This window comes from Rhodococcus sp. P4_B6, from assembly GCF_056402215.1.
Genome location: NZ_JBFUHV010000155.1, coordinates 1 through 21,123, shown reverse-complemented (window position 1 = coordinate 21,123; position 21,123 = coordinate 1). Strand labels below are relative to the sequence as shown.

The window sequence follows — 21,123 nt, the reverse complement described above, 5'->3', positions numbered from 1 at the left end:
TGCTGCAGATGGTGTGGTTCGACGCCGGCGACGAGGGCGGGCGGCTGCTGGTCGTGGCCCACCACCTGGTCGTCGACGGCGTGTCGTGGCGGATCCTGGTCCCCGATCTGGCGACGGCGTGGGCGCAGGTCTCCGCGGGCCAGGAACCGGCACTCGAGCCGGTCGGCACGTCGATGCGGCGCTGGTCACACGGACTCGTCGACGCGACCCGCGAACGCAGCGCCGAGATCGAACTGTGGCGCCGGGTGCTCGAGGCCGATGACCCGCTGATCGGATCGCGTCCGCTCGACGCCGCGATCGACGTGGCGGGAACGGTCGAGAAGGTCACCGTGGAGGTGCCCGCCGACGTCACGGATGCTCTGCTGACCCGTGTCCCCGAGGCGTTCCACGGCGGCGTCAACGACGGTCTGCTGACCGCACTGGCGCTGGCGCTGGCGCAGTGGCGGCGCACCCACGGCGATTTCACGCGCGAGTCGCTGGTCAGCCTCGAGGGCCACGGACGCGAGGACCAAGTGCTGCCGGGCGCCGATCTGGGCCGTACCGCCGGCTGGTTCACGGCCATGTTCCCGGTGCGCCTGGACCTGTCGGGCATCGACCTCGACGACGCCTTCGCCGGTGGCCGGGCCGCCGGGTCGGCGATCAAGGCGATCAAGGAACAGCTGCTGGCCATCCCGGACCACGGCATCGGGTACGGCATGCTCCGCTACCTGGACCCGGAGAGCGCCGACCGGTTGCGGGCGCTCGCGAAGCCGCAGGTCACGTTCAACTACCTGGGCCGGTTGGGCGGTGCGACGTCCACCGACATCCACGGGCACGCCTGGGTCCCGGTGACGGACACCAAACTCGACGACATCCCCGCCTCCGACATCCCGGTGGCGTCGGCGCTCGACATCAACGCCGTCACCGGCACCGGGGTCGACGGCAACCGGCTGCGGGCCACGTGGGCGTTCCCGACCGGGGTCCTCACCCCGTCCGAGGTGCGTGCGCTCGCCGACCTGTGGGTGCAGGCGCTGACCGCGCTGACCGAGCACGTCGCGCGGCCCGACGCCGGCGGTGTGACACCGTCCGACCTGGACCTGGTGACGCTCGACCAGGACGCCATCGACCGGCTCGAGTCCCGGTTCCCGGCGCTGTCGGACATCTGGTCGCTGTCGCCGCTGCAGTCGGGACTGCTGTTCCACGCCCAGTTCTCGGACGCCTCGGTCGACCCGTACCTGGTGCAGTTGGCGCTGAAGCTGCGCGGCGACGTGAACGCGGACCGGTTCCGCCGGGCGGGGCAGGCGCTGCTGGACCGGCACCCCAACCTGCGGGCCGCGTTCGTCCACGACAGTGCCGGCGCTTCCGCGCAGATCATCCAGCAGCACGTGGAACTGCCGTGGTCGGAGTTCGACCTGTCGGCCCTGGGTCCCGAGGAGACGGCCCGCGAATACGAGCGGATCGTGGCAGGCGACCGGTCGGTGAAGTTCGACATGGCGGACGCGCCGTTGCTGCGTCTCTCCCTGGTCCGGCTCACCGGGGACGAGTACCGGCTGATCCTGACCAACCATCACATCCTGCTGGACGGCTGGTCGACGCCGCTCGTCCTCCGCGACCTGCTGACGCTGTACGCCCTGGACGCCGACGGCAGCCTGCTGCCGCGGGTCCATTCCTACCGCGACTACCTGTCGTGGATGAAGCGCCACGACACCACGGACTCCCTCGACGCCTGGCGCGCCGCGCTCGACGGTGTCGAGGAGCCGACGCTGCTGGCCCCGCTGGAGCGGGGTGAGGCGCATTCCGCCGTGGCGGAGGAGACCGCGTTCACGCTGTCCGAGGAGCACACCACCCGGTTGCGTGACCTGAGCCGCGAACGCGGGCTCACCCTCAACACCGTCGTCCAGACGGCGTGGGGAATCGTGCTGGGCGGCCTGGTCGGCCGCTCCGACGTGGTGTTCGGCGGGACCGTGTCCGGCAGGCCGCCGCAGATCGCGGGCATCGAGTCGATGGTCGGTTTGTTCATCAACACCCTCCCGGTGCGGGTCACCCTCGACCCGTGGGAGTCGCTGGGCGAGTTGCTCGAACGCGTGCAGCGCGAACAGGCCACGCTGCTCGACCACCACTACGTGGGGCTGACCGACATCCAGTCGGCGGTCGGCGGCGGCGGCGCATTCGACACGCTGACCGTGTTCGAGTCGTACCCGGTGGACGAGGCGGGGCTGACCGAACAGACCGACATCGCCGGGATGTTCGTCCTCGGCATCGACGGCAAGGACTCCGCGCACTACCCGCTGGCCGTCGTCGCCTCCGGTGACGCCCGGCTGAACTTCAAGTTCGAGTACCTCCCCGAGGTCCTCGAGGAAAGCGCGGTCGACGAGATCGCGGACCGGCTGCGGCGGGTGCTCGACGCCCTCGCCGACCGGCCCGAGATCCCGCTGGCCCACATGCAGCTGCTCACCGAGGCCGAACTCGCCGAGTTCGCGCCGGTGCGCGGCCGCCCCGGGTTCTCCGTCCGGACGCTGCCGCAGATCTTCGAGGACGCGGCGGCGCTGGATCCGAACCGTACCGCTCTGACGTTCGAGGGCCGCAACGTCTCCTACCGGGAACTCAACGAGCGCTCGAACCAGCTCGCCCGGGTTCTCATCTCCCGCGGCGCAGGCCCGGAGACGTTCGTGGCGCTCGGCATTCCGCGGTCGATCGAGTCGGTGCTGGCGGTGTGGGCGGTGGCCAAGACGGGTGCCGCGTTCGTCCCGGTCGACCCGAACTACCCGATGGACCGGATCGAGCACATGCTGACCGATTCGGGGGCGACCATCGGGCTGACCATGGCCGCCTACGAGAAGTCGCTGCCCGACTCGGTGCCGTGGCTGCAGCTCGACTCGCCCAAGTTCGAGAAGGCGTGCCAGGCGAAACCGGCTCTGCCGGTAGCAGATTCGGACCGCCGGTCGCCGATAAGCCTCGACAACGCGGCGTACATCGTCTACACCTCCGGGTCGACGGGCAAGCCGAAGGGCGTCGTCGTCACCCACGAGGGCCTCGACAACTTCGCCGAGGACCAGCGGCAGCGCTTCGCGGCCGCGCAGACGTCCCGCACACTGCACTTCTCGACACCGAGCTTCGACGGGTCGGTGTTCGAGTACCTGCAGGCGTTCGGGGTCGGCGCCACCATGGTCATCGCGCCGCCCACGGTGTACGGCGGAGCGGAACTGGCCGAACTGATCCGGTCGGAACACGTCACCCACGCCTTCGTCACCACCGCGGCGCTGTCGACGGTGGACCCGGAGGGGCTCGACGAGTTCCAGCACGTGGTGTTCGGCGGCGAGGCGTGCCCGCCAGAACTGGTGACCCGCTGGGCGCCCGGCAGGCAGTTGTCCAACGCGTACGGCCCCACCGAGACCACGGTGATGGCCAACATCAGCGACCCGATGACGGTGGGCGACCCCATCACCCTCGGCGGCCCGATCCGCGGCGTCGGCGAACTCGTGCTCGATTCGCGGCTCCAGCCGGTGCCTGTCGGCGTTCCCGGCGAGCTGTACATCACCGGCGCGGGTCTCGCCCGCGGCTACCACCGGCGCCCCGAACTGAGCAGCCAGCGGTTCGTCGCCAACCCGTTCGGGGAGGCGGGGGAGCGGATGTACCGCACCGGCGACATCGTCCGGTGGCGCGCCGATCACACCGTCGAGTACGTGGGCCGCAGCGACTTCCAGGTGAAGATCCGCGGGTTCCGCATCGAACTCGGCGAGATCGACAACGAGATCGCCACGTTCCCCGGGGTCGGCTTCGCCGCGACCCTCGGTGCCCCCGGCCCGTCCGGGGACACGGTGCTCGTGACGTACCTGCTGCCCGTCACGGAAGGGGGCGTCGACCCCGCCGAGCTGACCGCGCACCTGTCGACGCGGCTGCCAGCGCACATGGTGCCGACGAGCATCATGTTCCTCGACGAGATCCCGTTGACCCCGGTGGGCAAACTGGACCGGTCGGCGCTGCCCGCGCCGGAGTTCCACGTCACCACCGCGGAGTTCCAGCCACCGACCAACGACCTCGAACGCAAGATCGTGGACATCTTCACCGACGTCCTCGGTCTCGAACGGATCGGCATCGACGACAACTTCTTCGATCTCGGCGGCAACTCGCTGGTCGCGACGCGTGTCACCGCGCGGCTGCGGGACGCCCTGGACACCGACATCGGTGTGCGGGCGCTGTTCGAGGCCCCCGACGCCCGGTCGCTGGCCGAACGCGTCGCCGACAGCGTCAGCGGCGGCGCCCGACCCGCTCTCGCCCCGGTCGAACGCCCGGATCGGATCCCGTTGTCGCTGGCGCAGAAGCGGATGTGGTTCCTCAACCAGTTCGACACGTCCTCACCCGCCTACAACATTCCGCTGGCGGTGCGGCTCACCGGAACCCTGGACGAGGACGCCCTGCGCCTGGCGATGGCCGACGTCCTCGAACGGCACGAGACGCTGCGCACCGTCTTCCCGACGGTCGGCAAYGAACCGACCCAGCGGATCCTGGCCGCCGCCGACGCCCAACCGGACGTCGACACGGTCGAGGTGGACGCGGCGGACCTGCCGCGGCACATCATGGACCTGGTGTCCCGCGGATTCGACGTCAGCACCGACGTCCCGGTGCGGGCGGCCCTGTTCCGGACGGCGCCCGACCATCACGTGCTGACGATCGTGGTGCACCACATCTGCGCGGACGGATTCTCTCTGGCGCCGCTCGCCCGCGACGTCATGGTGGCCTACACGTCGCGGCTGGACGGCGACTGCCCGCAGTGGGCTCCGCTGCACGTGCAGTACGCCGACTACACCCTGTGGCAGCATGCCGGACTCGGGTCGGAGAACGATCCCGAGTCGATGATCAACCGGCAGTTGCGGTTCTGGTCGGAGACGCTGGCCGGGTTGCCGGACGTCATCCAGTTGCCGACCGATCGGCCGCGGCCGATCCAGCAGACGTTCGAGGGTGATCGGGTCGAGTTCGCGATCGACGCCGATCTCCATCAGCGGCTGACAGCACTGGCCCGGACCAACAACGCCACCATGTTCATGGCCGTCCACGCCGCGCTGGCCGTGCTGCTGTCGCGGCTCGGCAGYACCGACGACGTGGTCATCGGCACCCCGGTCGCCGGGCGCGGTGAAGAGGCGCTCGACGAGATGGTCGGCATGTTCGTCAACACGCTTGTCCTGCGGAACCGGATCGATCCGTCCGCGACGTTCACCGAACTGGTGCAGCAGATCCGGGAATCCGACCTGGCCGCGTTCCAGCACGCGGATCTGCCGTTCGAGCGGCTCGTCGAGGAACTCAACCCGACCCGGTCCACGTCGTACTCGCCGCTGTTCCAGGTGGCCCTCGAGTTCCAGAACAACGAGAACCCGACGCTGGAACTGCCGGACCTGCGGGTCGAGAACGTGGACCTCGAGACCCGGGTGGTGAAGGAAGACCTCGAGGTGATCCTGGCCGAGCGGTTCGACCAGGACGGCGCGCCCGCGGGTGTCGCCGGCGGCCTGGACTTCGCCGTCTCCTTGTTCGACCCCGACACGGCGCGTTCGATCGCGGACCGGTTCGTGCGGGTCCTCGCGGCCGTCGTCGCCGACCCGGACCGGCCGATCGGCACCGTCCCGCTGCTCGACGAGGCGGAGATCGACGAGATGGTCCCGGCCCGCGGCAAGCCCGACGTGCGGCCCGAGGTGTGGCCGGACCTGCTGACGGCCGCCGCGGCCCTCGACCCCGACTCGGTGGCACTGTCGTTCGAGGATCGGCAGGTCACGTACCGGGAACTCGACGAATGGTCCAACCGGCTGGCGCGGGTGCTGTGCGCTCAGGGTGTCGGACCGGAGACGTTCGTGGCCATCGGTATGCCGCGGTCGATCGAGGAAGTGGTGTCGATCTGGTCGGTGGCCAAGTCGGGTGCCGCGTTCGTGCCAGTCGATCCGACGTACCCGCGGGACCGCATCGACTACATGCTCACCGACTGCCGGGCTTCGGTCGGCCTGACCGTCGCCGGCAGGCGCGACAACCTCCCGGACACGGTGCCGTGGCTGGTGCTCGACGACGAGACGTTCGCCGAGCAGGTCGCGGGCATGTCCTCGGCGCCGGTGACCGACGCCGACCGCACGATCCCGCTGCATCTGGCGCACCCGGCGTACCTGATCTACACATCGGGGTCGACCGGGAAACCGAAGGGGGTCATCGTCACTCACCGCGGCATGGCCAACCTCACCGCGGAGGAACACGAACGGTTCCAGGTCACGCACGATTCGCGGGTCTCGCATCTGGCGTCCCCGAGCTTCGACGCGTCGATCTTCGAGCTGATGATGGCGTTCGGCGCCTCGGCGCGAGTCGTGATCGTGCCGCCCACCGTCTTCGGTGGCGCCGAGTTGGCGGACCTGTTCCGGCGCAACGAGGTCACGCACGCGTTCATCACGCCCACCGCGCTGTCGTCCATCGAGGATGTCGGGCTCGAGTCGCTGCGGGTCCTCGCGGTGGCCGGCGAGGCCTGCCCGCCGGAACTGGTGGAGATCTGGGGCAAGCACCGCAACATGCACAACGGGTACGGGCCCACCGAGACGACCATCCAGGCGAGTGTCAGCGCCCCGATGCGTCCGGGCGGGGTCGTGAACATCGGCGCCCCCGCACTGGGCTTCGGTTCGCTGGTCCTCGACGAACGCCTGCAGCCCGTCCCGGCCGGCGTGCCCGGCGAGCTGTACATCACCGGACCCGGACTGGCACGCGGGTACCACAACAGGTCGGCGCTCACCTCGGAACGGTTCGTCGCCTGCCCGTACGGGGAGCCCGGCCGCCGGATGTACCGCACCGGCGACGTCGTGCGCTGGCGTGGCGACCACACCATCGAGTACATCGGCCGCACCGACTTCCAGGTGAAGGTCCGCGGCTTCCGCATCGAACTCGGTGAGATCGACGCCGTCCTCGCCCGGCACCCCGCGGTCGCGTTCGCGGCCACCATCGGTCACACCGGTCCGTCCGGCGACACGCTCCTCGCGTCGTACGTGCGGGCCGCCGAGGGCCACGACCTCGAGCCGGCGGAACTGCGCACCCACGCGTCCGACCGCCTGCCCGCGCACATGGTCCCGTCGGCGGTGGTGGTTCTCGACCAGATCCCGATGACCCCGGTCGGCAAGCTCGACCGCAAGGCGCTGCCCGCGCCCGAGTTCGGCACCACCGGCGCGGCCTTCCGGGCCCCGACGACGGCGACCGAGCGGATCATTGTCGAGGCCTTCGCCGAGGTGCTGGGCGTGGACCGGGTCGGCACCGCCGACAGCTTCTTCGACCTCGGGGGTAACTCGATCGTCGCTACCCGGGTGATCACGGTGCTGCAGGAGCGCCTCGGACGGCAGATCCCGTTGCAGTCCATGTTCCTGGATCCCACGCCCGCGGGGCTGGCGCTCCGGGTCGACACCGAGAACGCCGCCGGGTCGCCGGTGGACGAGGCGCTCGGCGTCGTCATCCCGCTGCGCCCGACGGGGGAGAAGCCGCCGCTGTTCTGCATCCATCCCGGGATCGGTCTGTCATGGGGGTATGCGGGACTGCTGCAGCACCTCTCGCAGGACCGTCCGGCGTTCGGCCTGCAGTTGCCGATCATCAGCGGCGGCCCGGCCGTCGACTCGATCGAGCAGCTGGCGCACCAGTACGTGCTGGAGATGCGCAAGGTCCAGGCGCACGGGCCGTACCACCTGCTGGGCTGGTCGCTCGGCGGCGTCATCGCGCACGCCATGGCCGTCGAACTGCGGCGGGAGGGGGAGGCCGTCGACACCCTCGCCCTCATGGACAGCTACGTGGCGAACGGGACCGATCAGGGCCCGGAGAGCCTCACCGTGCCCGAGTTGCTGCACGGTCTCGGGCTGGACCTCGAGTCCGTGTCCGGGGAGGAACTCACGTACGAGCGGGCGGTCGAGTTGCTGGACGACGCGTTCGGGCAGAAGACCGGACTGACTCCTCGGCACCTCGAGCGGATCAGCGCCGGGTTCACGAACTCCTCGCGGATCATGAACAACTTCCGGCCCCAGGTGTTCGACGGGGACCTGCTGTTCTTCACCGCCGCCGGGTCGGCGGCGACGGGCGAGCATTCACCGGAGGAATGGCGCGATTCGGTCACCGGCGGCATCCGGGAAGTCAAGATCGAGTGCGAGCACAACCAGATGATCGAACCCGAGGTCCTGGCCGTGGTGGGGCCCGTCCTCGAGGACTATCTGGGCACGCACTGACCCGTTTACGTTGCGGGCGGGCCCGCCGTCGATTGCAGTGCAGTAACGGGCGGGCCCGAATCGCGATATCTCCTGCGAACTCGGTAACAATCGATCTCTACCCACACCAGGAGGCGACATGAAGCGCTCACGTATCACGAGCCTCACCGCGAGCGCTCTGTGTGCCGCATTCGTCGCCTGCACCGCGGTCGCGAACGCCGGAGTTGCCGCCGCCCTGCCGATCTATCCCGCCTCCGACCCCGATCCCTTCTACGGGCAGCCGCAGGGTCTGGCGGAGGCCGCGGTCGGTGAGCCGCTCGCGGTCCGTCCGATGCCGCCGCTGCTGGCCTTCCCCGACACCGACGTCTGGCAGGTGAAGTACCGCACCACCAACTCGGAGGACCATCCGATCTCGTCGGTCTCCACCGTGCTGGTACCCCGCAACCGGCCGGTGAACGGGCCGTTGCTGTCGTATCAGCACATCATCAACGCGCTCGGGCCGCGGTGCGCGCCGTCGCGGACGCTGTACTCGAACGATCCCGACCTCCAGATCAAGGAGGCACCGGCACTGAACCTCGCGTTGCAGCGCGGCTGGACCGTCGCGCTGCCCGACCACCTCGGCCCGAACAGTGCCTACGGCGCCGCCCGGCTCGGCGGAACCATCACGCTCGACGGCATCCGCGCGGTGCAGCGGGTACCGGAACTGGCGGTGGCGGAGAGCCCGGTCGCGCTGGCCGGGTACTCCGGCGGCGGCATGGCCTCGGCGTGGGCCGCGGCACTCGCACCGACCTACGCCCCGGAACTGAACATCGTCGGCGTCGCCGAGGGCGGTGTGCCCATGAACATCGGCAAGATGGCCAACGGTCTCGGCATGCAACCGCATCCGGCGTTCGGTCTCGCGATGGCGGYGGCGCTCGGACTCGAGCGGGAGTACCCGGACAAGCTTCCGATCAGCGAGCAGCTCAACGACCGCGGACTGGCGATGCGCGACGAAATGGTCAACGCCTGCACCAACGGCATTCTCGCGGCAGGCGCCGGCCGCAGCGCCACCGAGGTCGCCAAGACCACGGACCTGATGAGCAGTCCGCAGGCCTGGGAGGTGCTGAACGAGAACAGCGTCGAGTTGTACCCGGGCGTTCCGACTGCACCGATCTTCGAATGGCACAGCCCGACCGATGTGCTCATCCCGGTCGATTCGATCGAGGCGACCATCGCCCGGTACTGCGCCGCGGGCGCCAAGGTGCAGTCGGACCTGTTCCCGAGTCCCGATCACCTGACCACGGCCGTTCTGGGTCTGCCGACCGCCCTGGATTACCTGGACGCTCGCTTCCGCGGCGACCCGGCGCCGTCCAACTGCTGACCCGGTAGGTGCCGATCGGCGGCGGGCCACCCAGGCTCGTCGCCGGATTGTGTTCTGCCCGTGCGCAGTCCGAAAATGTTGAGCGTTTGAGCAGATCTACCAGGGGGTATTCCGAACCCATGCACCCCAGCACACGCACCGCAGTCGTGACGGGATCTGATTCGCCGATGGGCCGCGCCGTCGCCCTGGCACTCGCGGGAGACGGTTTCGACGTGGGCCYCGCCTATGCCTCGGACCGGGAAAGCGCCGAAGCCACGGCCGCCGACGTCGAATCCAGATCGGTGCGCGCGGCCGTGCAGCGCATGGACCTGGCCGACCTGCCCGGCTCCGCTGCCGCCGTCGACGAGTTCGCCCGGGACCTGGGCGGAATCGGCGTCCTCGTCAGCTGCCCCGGCAGCACCGCGGTCGAGTGCATCCAGCGCGCCGTGCGGTACATGATCGCCGGTGGCGGGGGCGGACGGATCGTCAACGTCACCACCTCCGCGTCCGGTCTCGGCGGGCTGACGGGTCTGCTCGCCGCCGAACTGGCGCGGTACTCGATCACCGTCAATTCGGTGGTGGTGCCCGCGGTCGAACCGGACTTCGCGGCGCCCGGCCCCGACGATCGGGAAGTCGCCGACGTGGCGTCGTATCTGTGTGCGCCGGCCGGAATGTTCGTGACCGGTGCCGCGTACGTCGTCGACGGCACGAGGATCGCGATGATCCCGCACAGCCTGACCGAGGCCGGTGCGTTGCGTCCGCCCCGCCGGGCCGGCCGCATCCGGTCCTACACCGGCCGCTGGGCGCCCACCCGCTGGACGCGGTGATCCCGTCCGCGGGTCCATTCGAAACCCGCGGACGCGCAGCCGAAAACGCGGACGCGGAGCCGAAAGCGTCGTTGCCCCCGCACACCGGGAGTACCGTGTGCGCAGGGGGCTGCGAGTCGAGAGTGACGGTGTGATGCCGGCGGCAGTGAAGGGCACAGTGGGAAACCTGCCCCACGAACTGACGAGTTTCGTCGGCCGTCGCCGTGAGGTGACCGAGGCGCGACGCCTGCTGTCCGTGTCCCGTCTGGTGACTCTCGCCGGTATCGGGGGTGTGGGGAAGACCCGGCTCGCGTTGCGGGTGGCCGCCGACGCGAGCCGCGCGTTCGAGGACGGTGTGTGGCTGGTCGAGTTGGGAGAACTCGACGACGACACCACGCTCGTCGACGCCGTGTCGTCGGCGCTGCGACTGCGGGAGCAGCGCACCGGGAACCCGGAAGTACTGCTGACCGAGTACCTCGCCGACCGGYAACTGCTGCTGGTGCTCGACAACTGCGAGCACGTGGTCGCCGCGGCCGCGGCGCTGTCGGAGACGTTGCTACGGAGCTGTCCGGAACTGCGGATCCTCGCGACGACCCGCGAACCCCTGGCGATCGGCGGGGAGGCGGTGCTCCGGGTGCCGCCGCTGACGGTGCCCGAACCCGAACGCACCTCCCTGCAGGGCCTGCCGCAATACGAGGCGGTGACGTTGTTCGTCGAACGGGCGGCCACCGCGGTGCCGGAGTTCGAACTCACCGAGGAGAACCATGTGGCGGTGGCCCGGATCTGCCGCCAGCTGGACGGGTTGCCGTTGGCGATCGAGCTGGCGGCGGTGCGGCTGCGGGTGATGTCGGCGGAGCAGATCCTGCAGCGCCTGACGGACCGCTACCGGTTGCTGACGGTGGGGTCGCGGGGCGCGCCGAGCCGCCAGCAGACCCTGCGCTTGTGCGTCGACTGGAGTCACGAACTGTGCACCGACGAGGAACGCGAACTGTGGGCGCGACTGTCGGTGTTCGCGGGCGGCTTCGAACTGGACGCGGTGGAGGGAATCTGCGCCGGCGACCTGCCCGTCGAGAACGTCCTCGACGTGGTGGCGTCGTTGATCGACAAGTCGATCCTGATCCGGGAAGAGGTCGGGCCTTCGGTGCGGTATCACCTGCTCGAGACGGTGCGCGACTACGGCCGGGAGAAACTGCAGGAGACCGGCGAGCTCGTGTCGCTGCGGAGGCGGCACCGTGACTGGTACGAACAGTTGGTGGTGCGGTGCGAGGCCGAGTGGATCGGACCCCGGCAGGTGATGTGGATCGGCCGGCTCGACGCGGAGAAGCTGAACGTACGGGCCGCCCTGCATTTCTGCCTGACCGAGCCGGGGGAGGCCGAACCGGGACTGCGGATCGCCGCCGCACTGTACCCGTACTGGCGTGCCCGGGGACTGCTCCGCGAGGGGCGCCGCTGGCTCGGGCAGCTGCTGGGGCGGCACCCGGGAGGAGGGAGCCGGGAACGGATCGAGGCGCTGTACGTCGACAGTGTGCTCGCGGGCATGCACGGCGACCGGGAGGCCGCGAAGGCGCTGGTCGACGAGGGGGCCGTTCTCGCCGAGCGGAACGGTGACACACTGCTCGGCGCCCTGGTGGTCCACGCCGCCGGGTGCTGCGCCATGTTCGCCGGCGACCTGCCGCGTGCGCGGGCGTGCTTCGAGGAGGCCCTGCCCGTGTTCCGCGACCGGGGCAGCCTGCTCCAACTGACGTGGGGACTGCTCGGGGTGGCACTGGTCAGCGGCATGCAGGGTGACGGGGCGGTGGCGAAGATGTGCGGATCCGAGATCTTCGCGCTCACCGAGGCCCACGGCGAATCCGTGTATCGCGGCTGGTCGCTGTGGGCTGCGGGAATGGCGGCGTGGCAGCGCGGGCACCTCGCCCTCGCCGACGACTACGTCAAGCAGGGACTGCGGCTGTCGCACCTGGTGGACGACCGGATCAGCGCGTGCGGGGCGCTCGAGGTGCTCGCGTGGGTGGCCGTCGGCTCCGGCCGGGCCCGGAACGCCGCCGAACTGATGGGTGCCGCGGAGGCCGTCGCACAGGCCGTCGGCAACCCGAGCACCGTCTACCCCAACCTGCTCGTCCATCATGCGGAATGTGAACAGCAGGCACGCGCCGTGATCGGGGACCGCGCGTTCGATGCGGCGTTCGACCACGGCATGCACACGTCCTTCGACGACGCGGTCGCACTTGCACTGGACGAGAGGCGACCCGACGCGACGGCGTCGTCGAACGGGACGACGCACCTGACCCGACGCGAATCGCAGGTGGCCGAACTGGTCGCCGACGGGCTGACCAACAAGGCGATCGCGGCGCGGCTGGTGATCTCCCAGCGCACGGCGCAGGGGCACGTCGAGCACATTCTCGCGAAACTGGGTTTCACCTCACGCACCCAGATCGCGGCGTGGATCGTCGAACACGCACAGGACCCGCACCCCTGACCGGGCACCCGCACGGGGCGAAATAGGTATGTCCCCGGGTCGTTCAGCCGCTGTACTTCCGCGCTGCGGACGGGATGCTCATACACGTCCCCCACTCCGGCTCCAGACCGAGGCCCCCGATGTCCACTGATCCCCGAATGCACCGAAAGCCCGACCCCCAACTTCCACTGCCCCCGCCTCTCCGTCGGGTGCACACCGTCGACCGGTGTCTTGTGTGGACCGGGGGAAAGCTAGTGGCACACGACGCGGTGGGGCAGGAACTCGCGGGGGTGGCGGCGTGACCACGGACGGTATGACCCGCTGGCAGGGAATCGCCCAGAAGTGCGAACTGATGATCCAGCGGTGCCTCAACTGCACGACCCTGCTCGCGCCGTTGATGGCCACGTGCTCCGCCTGTCAGGGTTCGAACCTCGAGCGGGTCCCGTCGTGCGGTGTCGGCTCGATCGTGTCCTCGAAGGTGGTCGACCGAGGGCACAGCGGCGGCGACCGTGGCCGCGCCCCCTGCACGATCGCGATCGTCGAACTCGACGAAGGTCCGTGGGTGTACACCTGGATCGACGGCGACGTCCCTGCACCGTCCGACTGCCCGGTCCGGGTCGAGTTCCGTCCCGCGTCGACGGCCGAACAGCTGCCGGTGTTCGCCGTCCGCTCCGGTGATCCGCGATGACCGCCGTGGCGACCGAGACCGACGGCGAACCGAAAGAAGCGTTCGGCACCGAATGGCTGCGCCTGGCGCTGCGCCGGTGCGAGTTGCTCGCACAGATGCACTCGGTGAGCTCCGATGCGCGCTGGATGATCAGTTTCGCGATCCAGTGGGCGCCGTTCGGCGGTGCGAGCGCGGCCGAACTGCTGGAAACATTCGGCGTCAACCGCCGCCGTTTCATGGAACTCGTGCTCGACGGACTCGCGCCGAAGGCCACCGACATCCAGAAGATCCGAGCGATGAAAGGTCAGCTGCGGACCTCCCTCGCGCAGGCGTGGGGCGTGCAGTAGGCCCGGCCGGTCACCCCGGCAGCAGATCGTCCAGGTGGATCGGCACCTTCCGCACCCGGACCCCGGTGGCGTGATGCACCGCGTTCGCCACCGCGGCCGCGGCCCCGACGATGCCGATCTCACCTGCCCCCTTCGACCCCATCGGGCCGGCGTGCGCGTCGACGTCGTCGAGGCACACCGCGTCCAGATACCTGATGTCGGCGTGAGTGCTGACGTGATAGGAGGCCAGGTCCTGCGTCACGACGTGGCCGAACCGGGGGTCGTTCACGCTGCTCTCGTGCAACGCCATCGACACCCCCATCGTCATGCCGCCGATGAGCTGCGACCGCACGGTCCGGGCGTTCACGACCCGGCCGATCGCGAACACGCCGAGCATGCGTTCGACGCGGATCTCGCAGGAGTCACGGCGGACGTGCGCCTCCGCGAAATGGGCGCCGAACGAATGGAGCGCGAACTTCTCGGCGTCCGGATTGTCGAGGGTCCCCGCGCTGGCCTCCGCCCCCGGAACCGGGCTGCTGCCGTGCTCGTCCCGGAACGCGCGGGCCGCCGCGACGATCGCGCTGCCCCAGGACGTGGTTCCCGTGGAACCCCCGGCGACGGTCGCCGGCGGAAGGTTCGTGTCACCGATCTGCAGGACGACCGAGTCCAGGGGGCACCCCAGCGCGTCGGCGGCGATCTGGGTGAGCGCCGTCCACGCGCCGGTGCCGATGTCGACCGAGCCGATCTGCACGGTGTAGGTGCCGTCGGACTGGTACACGATCCGGGCCACCGATCCCGGCATGGTGTTCGCGGGGTACGTCGCGGAGGCGACGCCCAATCCCACCTGCCACTCCGAGTCCGACCGCGCCCGCGCCGTCGCGTCACGGTCCGCCCACCCGAACCGTCGGGCGCCCTCCCGCAGGCAGTCGGTGAGGCGCCGCCCCGACCACGGGTGGCCCGTACTCGGGTCGGCATCGGGCTCGTTGCGGATCCGCAGTTCGATCGGGTCGAGTCCGCAGGCCGCGGCCAGTTCGTCCATCGCCACCTCGGCCGCGAACATCCCCGGCGTCTCGCCGGGCGCACGCATCCAGGAGGGGGCAGGCACGTCGAGGGCCGCGAGACGGTGGGTGGTGTGCCGGTTCGGTGTGGAATACATCATCCGCGACGGGACCGCCGACTGTTCGGCGAACTCCTTGATCTTCGCGGACTGTTCGATCGCCTCGTGGGAGAGCGCGGTCAGGCGTCCGTCGGCGTCCGCGCCGAGCCGGATGCGCTGCACCGTCGCGGTGCGGTACGCGGAGAGGGCGAACATCTGCTGCCGGGTCAGCGCGAACTTCACCGGCCTGCCCGCCGCCCGCTGGGCCGCCAGCACCGCCAGCACGTTGTGCGCGTGCGGCAGTCCCTTGGACCCGAACCCGCCGCCGACGTACGGGGCGATCACCCGCACCTGCTCGACTTCGAGTCCGAACAGCGGTGCCAGGGTCTGCCTCACGGAATGGACGCCCTGCGTCGAATCGTGCAGCGTCAGAACCGGTCCGCTGCCACCAGGGGTCCACCGGGCGATGGTGGCGTGCGGTTCCATCGGATTGTTGTGTTCCATCGCGGTCGAGTACACCTGATCGACCGTGACCGCCGAGGCGGCGAGCGCCGCCTCCACGTCGCCGTCGTCGGTGTCGGTCGGGAACCCGGCGTTGACGTCGTCGGGCGCGTACAGATCGTCCCGGCCGGAACGGAAGTCGGTGTCGTGGGATGCCTCGTCGTAGTCGACGCGGACGAGGCCCGCGCCGTGCCGGGCGACTTCCGGTGATTCCGCGACCACCGCGCCCACGAACTGGCCGCGGTAGTGAACCTCGGGGTCCTGCAGGATCGTGAGTTCCCCGTCCGAGGTGTCCGCGAGACGGGGCGCGTCGAACACCGTCAGGACCGCGAGCACCCCGTCCAGGGCTTCCGCGTCCGCCGTGTGCATCGCGGTGACCCGGCCGCGGCCGATCGTCGACAGGATCGGGTACAGGTACGCCGGATCGTCCACCGCGTGCTCGAACGCGTACGGCGCCGTCCCGGTCACCTTGTCGTGGGCGTCGAGGCGCTCGGCGGGGGTTCCGATCACCTTCGGCTCGACGAGCGTCATGGGCGCGCCTCCTCGGCGAGTGACCGGAGTACCGACACGAGGACCCGGCGGGTCAGCACGACCTTGAACTCGTTGCCCGGAAGCGGCTGTGCGGCGGCGAGTTCCGACTCGGCCGCCGCCGTGAACGTGTCCCCCGTGGGCGGCGACCCGAGCAGGACCTCCTCGGCGCGTGTGGCACGCCACGGCCGGTGCGCGACACCACCGAGCGCGACTCGCGCCGACGTGATCGACGCGTCGTCGATGGTCAGCTCGGCGGCCACCGACACCACCGCGAACGCGAAGGACGCCCGGTCCCGCACCTTCCGGTACGCGGACCGGTTCCCGGCGGGCGGCTCGGGCAACTCCACGGCGGTCACGAGGTCGCCGTGCCGCAGGACGGTGTCGCGGTCGGGCCGGTCTCCGGGAAGCCGGTAGAAATCACGCACCGGAATCCGCCGTTCCCCGCCGGTATCGCGCACCACCACGACCGCGTCGAGGGCCGTCATCGCGACGGCCATGTCGGACGGATGCACGGCGACGCAGTGCTCCGAGGCACCGAGAATGGCGTGGTAGCGGGCGTAACCACCGAGCGCGGAACACCCGGTGCTTGGCTCGCGTTTGTTGCACGGCGTCGTGACGTCCTGGAAGTACACGCAGCGGGTCCGCTGAAGCAGGTTTCCCGCGGTCGTCGCGAGGTTGCGCAGCTGTCCCGACGCACCGGACAGGAGCGCGCGCGACAGCATCGGGTACCGGGCCCGCACCACGTCGTGCGCGGCGAGGTCGCTGTTGCGGACGGCCGCCCCGATCCGGAGTCCGCCGTCGGGAAGTGCCTCGACGGCGTCGAGGGGGAGACGGCTCACATCGACGAGGAGATGCGGCGCCGCCACCCCGAGTTTCATGTGGTCGACGAGGTTGGTGCCACCGGCGAGGAACGCCGCCCGCGGATCGGCCGTGACGGTGGCGACGGCGCTGTCGACGTCGGTGGCCCGCTCGTAGTCGAAGGGAATCATGCTTCCGCCGCCTGCCGGATCGCCGCGAGGATGTTCGGGTAGGCGCCGCACCGGCAGAGGTTCCCGCTCATCCGTTCCCGGATCTCGTCGTCGGTGAGTTCGGGAGGAGCGGTCAGGCTCTCGGTGACGGCACTCGGCTGCAGGGCGAGAAACTCGTCGAACATCCCGATCGCCGAACAGATCTGACCGGGCGTGCAGTAGCCGCACTGCAGTCCGTCCTGCTCGACGAACGCCTGCTGAACGGAATGAAGCACGTCGCCGTCGGCCAGTCCGTGCGCGGTGACGACGCGTGCACCGTCGTGGGCGACGGCGAACGTCAGGCAGGACGTGGCGCGCCTGCCGTCGAGGAGGACGGTGCACGAACCGCACTGGCCGTGGTCGCAGCCCTTCTTCGGCGCGGTGACCCCGAGGTGGTCGCGGAGCGCGTCGAGCAGGGTGGTGCGGGTGTCCACGTCGAGGGTGCGTTCCTCGCCGTCGACGGTGAGCACGATCTTCCGGTAGCGGGGGCTGTCCGCGGCATTCATGGCGGGAGGTTACCCGCGGTGAGCGATCCCGAATCGGTGTCCGCGGTGGTTCCGCCGGCGAAGGACTGGGTACTTGCTGAACCCGGACACAGTGGATGATCGGGAAGGGACGTCATGCGCGTCGAACACATCACGGTGGTCGTGCCCGCTCACGACGAGGAGGCACTGCTGCCGCGATGCCTCGACGGGGTGCAGACCGCCGCGCGGGAAGTGTCGGTGCCGGTGACGATCGTCGTGGTGCTCGACGGATGCACCGACCGCAGCGAGGCCGTCGCCCGCGCAGCGGACGTCGACGTCGTGGTGCTGGGTGCGCGGAACGTCGGCGCCGCCCGGCGTGCGGGCTTCGACTCGGTCGCCCTGCGCCCGCACGAGTGGTTCGCCACCACGGACGCGGACTCGCTCGTCCCCGCGCACTGGCTGTCCTCCCACCTGCAGCACGCGAGCCGCGGCGCGCAGTTGGTGGCGGGGACGGTGACGGTCACCGACTGGTCGGGGTGGCCCGACCACGTGCGGTCGCTGTACGGCAGCGCCTACCGCTCCGGCACCGCCCACGGGCACGTGCACGGCGCGTCCCTCGGATTCTCGGCGGACCTGTACCGGGCGGTGGACGGGTTCGCCGCCCTGCCCGCGCACGAGGACGTGGACCTGGTGCAGCGGATGGTCGAACGCGGAGCGCACGTGGTGTGGAGCATCGACGCGCCGGTGGAGACGTCCGCACGGGCCGACGCCCGCGCGCCGCAGGGCTTCGCCACCCACCTGGAGGGACTGCAGGACCGATGATCACCGACGTCACCCACGACAGCAGTCCCACCCATGCCGCCGTGCGGGCGATCATCCGTTCGGGCGATGCGGAACTGCCGCTGCCCGGCCACGGGTCCACCGCCGCCCGGTGGGCGCAACTCACGGAATGGTGCCGCCGCGACCTCTCGGTCGGCCGGCTGCTCGAGGCACACGCCGACGCGGACGCGATCCTCGCCGAGATCGACGGCACCCGCGCCGGCCGGAACGAGTGGTGGGGAGTCTGGGCCAGCGAACCACCACGCCCGGTCCTGGACGCCGCCCACGATGCGAGCGGATGGCGACTGCGGGGAGCGAAGGCGTGGTGCTCCGGGGCGTCGATGTGCACGCACGCGCTGGTCACGGCACGTGTCGACGGGCAACCCCGGCTGTTCGCCGTCGATCTGCGGGAACCCGGGGTCACGCCGGGACGCGGGGGCTGGCGCAATCCGGGGATGGCGGCGACGGACACCGAAGCAGTGACGTTCGACGGCGTTCCCGTGCGAGCTGTCGGCGCCGCGGACCGGTACCTCGACCGGGCTGGGTTCTGGCACGGCGGCATCGGGGTGGCGGCGTGCTGGTTCGGTGGCACGCTCGCTGTGGCGGAATCGCTGCGGGCTCGCGCACGAGATGGCCGGGCGGACAGTCACCAGCTCGCGCACCTCGGCGCGATCGACGTCGCCGTCAGCGCGACTCGATGGGCACTCGCGTCCGCGGCCGCGGAGGTGGACTCGGATCCCGTCGATCGGACGTCCGCGCAGGTGCGCGCGTTCCGGGTGCGGGGCCTCGTCGAGCGCACCGCGAGCGAGGTGATCGACCGCGTCGGCCGCGCGCTGGGCGCCGCGCCGCTCGCGGGCGACGCGGACCACGCCCGCAACGTCGCGGATTTGCTCGTCTACATCCGGCAATCCCACGCCGAGCGGGATCTCGCGACACTCGGCGAACTCGTCGCGGGGGAGGACTGACCGTGGACAACGCCACCAGATTCAGGGAGACACCCGTGGCCGGCCGGGGCACCCCGGAGGACGTGTGGCAGCGGTGGCTGGCCTCCGTCCGGTGTCCGCCGATACCGCTCACGGAATGCGACCGCATGGTCGTCGTCGCCCCGCATCCCGACGACGAGGTGCTCGGCGTGGGCGCGCTGATGGCCACCGCGGCCACCGCCGGTGTTTCCGTCCAGGTCGTCGCGGTCACCGACGGCGCGGCGTCGCATCCGCAGTCGCCGACCCTGTCACCCGCCGCGCTGGCGGCCGCGCGGATCGCCGAATCGAACCGGGCGACAGCGCTGTTGGGCGTCGGCGAACCACTCCGTCTCGGATTGCCGGACGGCGGTGTGTGCGCGTACGAACGCGAACTCACCACCCGCCTCGTCGACGTGCTCACCGCGACGTCCCGGGCCGGGGAGAGGGTGTGGGTGCTCGCGACCTGGCGAGGCGACGGTCACCCCGACCACGACGCCACCGGACGGGCCGCCGCGGAGGCGTGTTCGGTCACCGGCCACCGATTGGTGGAGTATCCGGTCTGGATGTGGCACTGGGCGCGACCCGCCGACCCGTCGGTGCCGTGGAACCGGATGCGAGTACTCGCACCCACCGTCGACGTCCTGGCGCGCAAACGCCGGGCCGTCGACGAATTCCGTACCCAGATCCGCCCGTTGTCCGAGGACCCCCGGGACGCCACGATCCTCCCGCCGTGGGTGCTGGCGCGACTGATGCGGACGACGGAACGGGTGCTGTGGTGAGCGCGATGGATCCCGGCTACTTCGAGTCGATGTATGCGGAATCGGCGGACCCGTGGGGATTCGACGAACGGTGGTACGAACACCGCAAGTACGCGCTCACGCTCGCCRCCCTGCCCCGTCCGCACTATCGGCGGGCGTTCGAACCGGGATGCTCGATCGGGGTACTGACGGCGCAGTTGGCGAGACGCTGCGACCGGGTCGTCGCAACGGACGTGGTGCCTCGTGCCCTGTCGAGCGCACGGGACCGCATACGCCGCGAGGGACTGGCCGACCGCGTGGAGCTGGGCCGGGCATCGCTCCTCGATCCGTGGCCGGCAGGCACCCTCGACCTCGTGGTGCTCAGCGAGGTGCTGTACTACCTGACGCCCGCAGACCTGGACACCGTGCTCGGGCGGGCCGTCGACGCCCTGGAGGAGGGCGGCACCCTCGTGGCCGTGCACTGGCAGCATCCGGTGCCCGAATACCCGCAGACCGGCCGCGCGGTGCACGATGCGGTCGCGGCGTTCGAGGGCCTCCACCGCGTCGGGTCGTACCGCGACACGGACTTCCACCTGGACGTCTACACCCGCGGTGCGACGCGCTCGGTCGCCGCGGCGGAAGGGCTGAGCTGACCGGTCGGCTCTCTCACTGTTCGGGCAGGCTGCCGGTCTCCAAGAAGATGACGCGCCTGCCGATTTCCACGGTGTGGTCGCAGAACCGCTCGTAGAAGCGGCCGAGCAGGGTGATGTCGACGGCCGATTGGACACCGTGCGGCCAGTCCTCGTTCTGGGTGATCGTGAACAGGCTGCGGTGGAGGTCGTCCATCGCCTCGTCCGCCGTCAGCAATCCGCGGGCGCGCTCGGGGTCGCGGTGCTGCAGCACCTGCTCGGTCTCCCTCGCCTGCGCGACGGCGACGGTGCCCATCTCCGTGAACACGTCCCGCACCTCGTCGGGGACCACGTGGTCGGGATGCCGCCGGCGGGCGATCTTCGCGATGTGCACCGCGAGACCGCCCATCCTGTGCAGATCCGCGGAGATGTGGAGACCGCCGACCATGAATCGGAGATCGTGGGCCACCGGAGCCTGTAGCGCGAGGAGCGCGAACGCACGCTTCTCCCAGTGCGCCGCGGCATCGTCGAGCTCGCCGCTCACGTCGATGACGTGTTCGGCGAGCTCGAGGTCTGCCTGCAGCAGTGCGTCGCTCGCCTCCGACAT

Annotated in this window: 14 protein-coding genes; 10 read left to right on the top strand and 4 right to left on the bottom strand. The window is 70.4% G+C overall.

Features of this window, described 5'->3' with window-relative positions:
- From AC1DWT_RS40250 to AC1DWT_RS40225, 6 genes are all read left to right on the top strand, one after another.
- Window positions 1-8,198, top strand: an 8,198-nt coding sequence (locus tag AC1DWT_RS40250; protein WP_477924888.1) for an amino acid adenylation domain-containing protein, incomplete at its 5' end; no start/stop codon positions are given.
- Between the two features lie 118 nt (window positions 8,199-8,316).
- Window positions 8,317-9,537 (top strand): lipase family protein, encoded by a 1,221-nt coding sequence (locus AC1DWT_RS40245; protein ID WP_477924886.1) that lies wholly within the window; start codon window positions 8,317-8,319, stop codon window positions 9,535-9,537.
- 119 nt (window positions 9,538-9,656) lie between these two features.
- On the top strand, window positions 9,657-10,343 hold the full coding sequence (locus AC1DWT_RS40240; protein WP_477924884.1) for an SDR family NAD(P)-dependent oxidoreductase: 687 nt from the start codon (window positions 9,657-9,659) through the stop codon (window positions 10,341-10,343).
- A 97-nt stretch (window positions 10,344-10,440) separates the two neighbouring features.
- Window positions 10,441-12,798, top strand: coding sequence for an ATP-binding protein (locus AC1DWT_RS40235; RefSeq protein WP_477924883.1), 2,358 nt, complete (start codon window positions 10,441-10,443; stop codon window positions 12,796-12,798).
- Window positions 12,799-13,075: 277 nt separating this feature from the next.
- Window positions 13,076-13,465, top strand: a complete 390-nt coding sequence (locus AC1DWT_RS40230; RefSeq protein WP_072946215.1) for a Zn-ribbon domain-containing OB-fold protein — start codon at window positions 13,076-13,078, stop codon at window positions 13,463-13,465.
- Window positions 13,462-13,791: a hypothetical protein gene (locus tag AC1DWT_RS40225; protein ID WP_072946216.1), complete on the top strand. Its 330-nt coding sequence runs from the start codon at window positions 13,462-13,464 to the stop codon at window positions 13,789-13,791. Before AC1DWT_RS40230 ends, AC1DWT_RS40225 begins: the two co-directional genes overlap by 4 nt.
- 10 nt (window positions 13,792-13,801) lie before the next feature.
- Here the strand turns inward: AC1DWT_RS40225 and AC1DWT_RS40220 are convergent, their stop codons facing one another.
- From AC1DWT_RS40220 to AC1DWT_RS40210, 3 genes are read right to left on the bottom strand one after another with little or no spacing between them, the layout of a single operon-like run.
- Window positions 13,802-15,898, bottom strand: a complete 2,097-nt coding sequence (locus AC1DWT_RS40220) for a xanthine dehydrogenase family protein molybdopterin-binding subunit (protein ID WP_206012306.1) — start codon at window positions 15,896-15,898, stop codon at window positions 13,802-13,804.
- Window positions 15,895-16,887 (bottom strand): FAD binding domain-containing protein, encoded by a 993-nt coding sequence (locus AC1DWT_RS40215; RefSeq protein WP_206012305.1) that lies wholly within the window; start codon window positions 16,885-16,887, stop codon window positions 15,895-15,897. The genes AC1DWT_RS40220 and AC1DWT_RS40215 overlap by 4 nt, the downstream gene beginning before the upstream one ends.
- Window positions 16,884-17,411: a 2Fe-2S iron-sulfur cluster-binding protein gene (locus AC1DWT_RS40210; protein ID WP_072946218.1), complete on the bottom strand. Its 528-nt coding sequence runs from the start codon at window positions 17,409-17,411 to the stop codon at window positions 16,884-16,886. Before AC1DWT_RS40210 ends, AC1DWT_RS40215 begins: the two co-directional genes overlap by 4 nt.
- A 114-nt stretch (window positions 17,412-17,525) precedes the next feature.
- Here AC1DWT_RS40210 and AC1DWT_RS40205 point away from each other — a divergent pair, with 114 nt between their 5' ends.
- From AC1DWT_RS40205 to AC1DWT_RS40190, 4 genes are read left to right on the top strand one after another with little or no spacing between them, the layout of a single operon-like run.
- Window positions 17,526-18,191: a glycosyltransferase family 2 protein gene (locus tag AC1DWT_RS40205; protein WP_072946219.1), complete on the top strand. Its 666-nt coding sequence runs from the start codon at window positions 17,526-17,528 to the stop codon at window positions 18,189-18,191.
- Window positions 18,188-19,153 carry an acyl-CoA dehydrogenase family protein gene (locus AC1DWT_RS40200; protein ID WP_206012304.1) on the top strand — a complete coding sequence of 322 codons (966 nt, stop codon included), beginning with the start codon at window positions 18,188-18,190 and terminating at the stop codon, window positions 19,151-19,153. Before AC1DWT_RS40205 ends, AC1DWT_RS40200 begins: the two co-directional genes overlap by 4 nt.
- 2 nt (window positions 19,154-19,155) lie before the next feature.
- On the top strand, window positions 19,156-19,929 hold the full coding sequence (locus AC1DWT_RS40195) for a PIG-L deacetylase family protein (RefSeq protein ID WP_072946221.1): 774 nt from the start codon (window positions 19,156-19,158) through the stop codon (window positions 19,927-19,929).
- Complete coding sequence (locus AC1DWT_RS40190; protein ID WP_477924881.1) at window positions 19,923-20,540, top strand: class I SAM-dependent methyltransferase; 618 nt, start codon at window positions 19,923-19,925, stop codon at window positions 20,538-20,540. The genes AC1DWT_RS40195 and AC1DWT_RS40190 overlap by 7 nt, the downstream gene beginning before the upstream one ends.
- A 13-nt stretch (window positions 20,541-20,553) precedes the next feature.
- Here AC1DWT_RS40190 and phoU read toward each other — a convergent pair.
- Window positions 20,554-21,123, bottom strand: a 570-nt coding sequence (phoU, locus tag AC1DWT_RS40185; RefSeq protein ID WP_477924880.1) for a phosphate signaling complex protein PhoU, incomplete at its 5' end; no start/stop codon positions are given.

Bases quoted from the DNA above. Each gene is read 5' to 3' on its own strand.
- AC1DWT_RS40225 (WP_072946216.1), top strand. From the start codon at position 13,462: ATGACCGCCGTGGCGACCGAGACCGACGGCGAACCGAAAGAAGCGTTC.
- AC1DWT_RS40220 (WP_206012306.1), bottom strand. From the start codon at position 15,898: ATGACGCTCGTCGAGCCGAAGGTGATCGGAACCCCCGCCGAGCGCCTC.
- AC1DWT_RS40215 (WP_206012305.1), bottom strand. From the start codon at position 16,887: ATGATTCCCTTCGACTACGAGCGGGCCACCGACGTCGACAGCGCCGTC.
- AC1DWT_RS40210 (WP_072946218.1), bottom strand. From the start codon at position 17,411: ATGAATGCCGCGGACAGCCCCCGCTACCGGAAGATCGTGCTCACCGTC.
- AC1DWT_RS40205 (WP_072946219.1), top strand. From the start codon at position 17,526: ATGCGCGTCGAACACATCACGGTGGTCGTGCCCGCTCACGACGAGGAG.
- AC1DWT_RS40200 (WP_206012304.1), top strand. From the start codon at position 18,188: ATGATCACCGACGTCACCCACGACAGCAGTCCCACCCATGCCGCCGTG.